Genomic DNA, 5,296 nt, shown 5'->3' with positions numbered 1-5,296 from the left:
GCTCGGTCCCGGGGGACCTCTAGAGTCCGACGGCGCGCACGCGTTCACCGTGGGGCAGCGCCGCGGGCTGCAGCTCGGCGTCCCCGCGCCCGACGGCAAGCCGCGCTTCGTGCTCGAGGTGCGGCCCGTCAACAACACCGTCGTCGTGGGTCCCAAGGAGGCGCTCGCGTGCGCCGAGATCTCCGGCGACCGCTTCACGTGGGCGGGCCGTGCGCCCTCCGCGTCCACGTTCGACTGCCACGCGCAGATCCGTGCGCACGCCGACCCGGTGCCCGCGACCGCGACGTGGGAGAACGGCACGCTCACCGTGCGCCCCGACGAGCCGTTCGACGGCGTCGCGCCCGGACAGACGGCGGTGCTCTACGACGGCACGCGAGTGATCGGCCAGTTCACGATCGCGCGGACGGTGTCGGCGGTCCCCGTCGAAGCCTGAGCCCGCGGGGTGGGGCCCCGGCTGCGCCGGCGCTCCCGTGTGGGGAGGAGATCCGGGCACGGGAGGACCGGGATCCCGGCATCCGTCCTCCGCCCGCAGGATCTCCTCCCGTTGCCCGGGCGGGACCTCGGCGGTCGGCTCGCGGTGGCGGGTCGCGGCTGGCTGTCGCTGCGGCCCGGGGGAGGAGATACCGGCACGGGAGGACCGGGATCCCGGCATCCGTCCTCCGCTCGCAGAATCCCCTCCCGTCGCCCGGGCGGGACCTCAGCGGTCGGCTCGCGGTGGCGGGTCGCGGCTGCCTGTCGCCGCGGCCCGGGGGAGGAGATCCGGGCACGGGAGGATCGGGATCCCGGCATCCGTCCTCCGCCCGCAGGATCTCCTCCCGTTGCCCGGGCGGAACCTCGGAGGTCGGGCCGCGGTGGCGGGTCGCGGCTGGCTGTCGCCGCGGCCCGGGGGAGGAGATCCGGGCACGGGAGGATCGGGATCCCGGCATCCGTCCTCCGCCCGCAGAATCCCCTCCCGTCGCCCGCGAGCCGGTGGCAACCCCGCGGGCGATGTCGGGGGCCCTCTTTAAGCTGGAGCCGTGACCGAGCACGACCAGCTTCCCGACCTGACCCTCGACGAAGCGCGCACCGAGGCCGCCGATCTGACGGAGCGCATCGTCGGCGCGCGCGATGCGTATTACGGGCGGGATGCCGAGCTCGTCGACGACGCGACGTATGACGGATGGATGCATCGGCTCGAGGCCATCGAGCGGTTGTATCCCGAACTTCAGGGGCAGGACAGCCCGACGCTGTCCGTGGGCGCGGCCGAGGCGACGGACCTCGTCACGATCGAGCACGCCGAGCGGATGTTGAGCCTCGACACGTCTTCTCGCCGGAAGAGTTGCGCGACTGGGCGGTGAAGACGGAGGCGTCGGCTGGGCGGCCGGTGAATTGGCTCAGTGAGCTGAAGATCGACGGCCTCGCGATCAGCCTGCGGTACGAGAACGGTGTGCTGACCTCGGCGGCGACGCGCGGAGACGGGCGCGTCGGCGAGATCGTCACCGACAACGCGCTGCGCGTCGCCGGTATCCCGCGCGAGCTGTCGGGCGAGGGGCACCCCGCGCTCGTCGAGGTGCGCGGGGAGGTGTTCATCCCGGTCGCCGCGTTCGAGAACCTCAATCGCCTCCAGGGCGAGTATCGCGAGCGAGCCGTCGCCGAGGCGCGGGAGCGCGCGAACGCGCGCCGGGGCGGCGCGAAAGCGTTCGACATCGAGAAGGCGGAGCAGGCCGCGGCGCGGCGTTTCCCGGCCTTCGCGAACCCGCGCAACGCCGCGAGCGGCGGCCTGCGCCAGCAGATCGAGAAGAAGACGGGGCTCGAGCTCGAGGCCGGCCTCGCCCGGATCGCCTCGCTCGCGCTGTACGTCCACGGCATCGGCGCATGGCCCGACCCGCCGGTCGCCGCCCAGAGCGAGATCTACGACCTGCTGGCGTCGTGGGGCCTGCCGACGTCGCCGTACAGCAAGGTCGAGTCGAGCGTCGACGGTGTGCTCGGCTTCGTCGCTCACTACGGTGAGCACCGCCACGACGTGGAGCACGAGATCGACGGCGTCGTCGTGAAGGTCGACGAGCTCGCGCTGCACGACGAGCTCGGTGCCACGAGCCGCGCGCCGCGCTGGGCGATCGCGTACAAGTACCCGCCCGAGCAGGTGAACACGAAGCTCCTCGACATCGTCGTGTCGGTGGGCCGGACCGGCCGGGCGACACCGTTCGCGGTCATGGAGCCCGCGCGCGTGGCGGGCAGCGTCGTGCGGCAGGCGACCCTGCACAACCAGGACGTCGTCAAGGTCAAGGGCGTCCTGATCGGCGACACCGTCGTGCTACGCAAGGCGGGCGACGTCATCCCCGAGGTGCTCGGACCCGTGGTCGAGCTGCGCGACGGCACCGAGCGCCCGTTCGTCATGCCGACGAACTGCCCCGAGTGCGGTACGCCCCTGCGCCCCGCGAAGGAGGGCGACATCGACCTGCGGTGCCCGAACGCGCGGTCGTGCCCCGCGCAGGTCCGCGGTCGAGTGGAGCACATCGGTTCCCGCGGTGCGCTCGACATCGAAGCGCTCGGCGAGGTCACGGCTGCGGCGCTGACGCAGCCCGACGTCCCCGCCGAGCCGCCGCTCGACACCGAGGCCGGACTCTTCGATCTCACGGTCGAGCAGCTCGTCCCGATCGAGGTCGTCGTGCGCGATGCCGAGACCGGCGAGCGCAAGATCGACGAGAAGACCGGCGAAGAGGTGCGGCGCGCGCCGTTCCAGAAGCTCGGTCCCGCGACCTACCCGCCCGGAACCGAGAACCTCGACCTCGCCGAACGCCGCAGGCGCGGCATCCGCAAGGACTATCGCGAGGTGCTGCCGTCCGAGCAGGCGATCAAGCTCATCGCCGAGCTCGAGAAGGCCAAGACGAAGGATCTCTGGCGTCTCCTCGTCTCGCTGAACATCCGCCATGTGGGCCCGGTGGCAGCGCGCGCCCTCGCGCAGTGGTTCGGATCCCTGGATGCCATCCGCGCGGCGTCACGCGAGGAGCTCGCCGCGGTCGAGGGTGTCGGCGGCATCATCGCCGACGCGGTCATCGATTGGTTCGAGGTCGACTGGCACCGCGACATCGTCGAGCGATGGACGGCGGCGGGTGTCCGCTTCGCGATCCCCGGCCACCCCGGGCCGGGCGCCGCAGCCGAGGCCGGGGGAGTCCTCGCGGGCCTCACCGTCGTCGCGACCGGCTCGCTGGAGGGCTACAGCCGCGAAGGCGCGCAGGAGGCGATCATCGCGGCGGGCGGCAAGGCGGCCTCGAGCGTCTCGAAGAAGACCGACTTCGTCGCCGCGGGCCCGGGTGCCGGCTCGAAGCTCACGAAGGCGGAAGAGCTCGGCATCCGCATCCTGGATGCCGCGCAGTTCCGCATCCTCGTTGAGCAGGGCCCCGAAGCGCTCGAGCCCGCGCCCGAGGCGTCCTGAACCGACGTCACCCGCTCAACGAAGAGCGGGGGCGGGGCGCCGAACGCCCCGCCCCCGCTGCATCTGCGCTGAGGATCAGCCCTCGCAGGCCTTGCCGGCGGCGGTGAAGCTGTTCTGCAGCGCGGTCACCTGGTTGCCCAGCTCGCTCGCCTTGCTGGGGTCGGCGGCGATCTGCTCGAGGAACGCCGCGTAATTGCTCAGGGTCGTGCTCGCATCCTGCGCGGCCGGGGCGATCTCGGCGTTCGTGATGCCTTGGAAGTCGGTCTGGACCTTGGTCACGAGCTCCTTGAACGAGGCCAGTGCGGCTGTCGGATCCGACGTCGACATGGAGCTGCTCGCCTGCGACACGTCGGTGAACGAGTCGATGATGATCTTGCACGCGTCGGCCTTCGACTGCTCGGCCACCGATGCGGCGGCCGACGGCGTGCTCGATGCCGCGGAGCTCGGCGCGGCCGCATCGCCCTGGTTCGAGGCGGAGCCGCCGCCGGAGCACCCGGCGAGAAGCAGCAGAGCGGCAGCGGCGCCGACGGCGAAAGGTGCGCGGATGGTCTTCATGTGATGCCCCCAGAGTCACTTCGGGGCCCGGATCGACCCCGCTTCCACCGTAGCGGGGTGACCGTGACCGCAGCGCCGCCCCTTGCGTGAGCGGCGAGATTCCGGCAAAGTCCTCACTTCACGAGGAGCTGCTCCTTCACCTGGCGCCGCAGCACCTTCCCGATGAGCGATTTCGGCAGCTCGTCGACGACGACGATGCGGCGGGGCACCTTGTACGGCGTCAGGATGCCACGCGCGAACGCGCGGACCTCGTCGGTGTCGAGCTCGCATCCGTCCGCCACGACGACCGCCGCCACGACCTCTTCGCCCGAGTGGTCACTCGGGAGCCCCACGACCGCGACGTCGGCGATGGACGGATGCTGCCGCAGGACGTTCTCGACCTCGGTCGGGGCGACGTTGAAGCCGCCGGTGATGATGAGCTCCTTGATGCGGTCGACGATCCGCACGAAGCCGCTGTCGTCGATCGTCACGATGTCGCCGGTACGGAACCAGCCGTCGACGAAGACCGCCTCGGTCTCCTCGGGCTTGCCGTAGTAGCCCGAGAACACCTGCGGTCCGCGCACCACGAGCTCGCCACGACCGCCGGGTTCGACGTCGGTGTGCGGGTCATCGGGGTCGACGACGCGGCATTCGGTGCCGGGCAGGGGGAGCCCGACCGTCCCGGGCACGCGGTTCTCGGCCACGGGGTTGGCCATGAGCACGGGGGAGCACTCGCTCAGCCCGTAGCCCTCGACGAGGTAGCCGCCGGTGGCCTTCTCGAAGGGCACGACCAACTCGTGCGGGAGCGCCATGGCACCCGAGATCGCGATGTCCGTCCCGGCGAGCGACACGCCCTGGGCCTCCGCGGCGGCGAGCAGTCGCTCGGCGATGGGCGGCACGAGCGGGAGGAAGGTCGCCGGATGCCGCTTCGTGACGGCGAGGACCATGTCGGGGTCGAAACGCGGGAACAGCACGAGGCGGGCGCCCATCGACATCGCGAAGGTGAGGCAGAGCGTGAGCCCGTAGGCGTGGAACATCGGGAGCACCGCGTACACGACGCACCCTTCGCCGCGGACGATCGAGGGCACCCAGGCCCGCGCCTGAGCCGCGTTCGCGAGCAGATTGGCGTGCGTGAGCATCGCGCCCTTCGGCGTCCCCGTCGTGCCGCTCGTGTACTGGATGATCGCGAGGTCACCGGTGGCCGGACGCGGGTGCGTCTCGGGGAGCGGGTCGTGCCGGAGGAGCTGCGCCCAGGGCGTGGCATCCGTGGTCTTCTCCGTCAGTGCGGACCGCGCCTCGCGCGCCTTGGCGATCGGAAGCCGCAGCGCGAGGCGCATGCGCAGCGGC

3 protein-coding genes and 1 pseudogene are annotated in these 5,296 nt (G+C 71.8%); 2 read left to right on the top strand and 2 right to left on the bottom strand.

The window, feature by feature from the left end; genetic code table 11:
* Positions 1–433 (top strand): aminomethyltransferase beta-barrel domain-containing protein (locus I5G_RS14690; protein ID WP_022879729.1); only part of this gene is annotated, 433 nt, incomplete at its 5' end.
* A 583-nt stretch (positions 434–1,016) separates the two neighbouring features.
* Positions 1,017–3,415 (top strand): annotated as a pseudogene (gene ligA, locus I5G_RS22765) (NAD-dependent DNA ligase LigA).
* Between the two features lie 75 nt (positions 3,416–3,490).
* Here ligA and I5G_RS22760 read toward each other — a convergent pair.
* On the bottom strand, positions 3,491–3,970 hold the full coding sequence (locus I5G_RS22760; protein ID WP_022879728.1) for a hypothetical protein: 480 nt from the start codon (positions 3,968–3,970) through the stop codon (positions 3,491–3,493).
* 113 nt (positions 3,971–4,083) lie between these two features.
* On the bottom strand, positions 4,084–5,296 hold a 1,213-nt coding region (locus I5G_RS14675), incomplete at its 5' end, for an AMP-binding protein (RefSeq protein WP_022879727.1).

Source organism: Microbacterium sp. B19 (genome assembly GCF_000333395.1).
Taxonomy (GTDB): domain Bacteria; phylum Actinomycetota; class Actinomycetes; order Actinomycetales; family Microbacteriaceae; genus Microbacterium.
The sequence above is the reverse complement of the archived record's forward strand: the minus strand, read 5'-3'. Positions and strand labels throughout refer to the sequence as shown.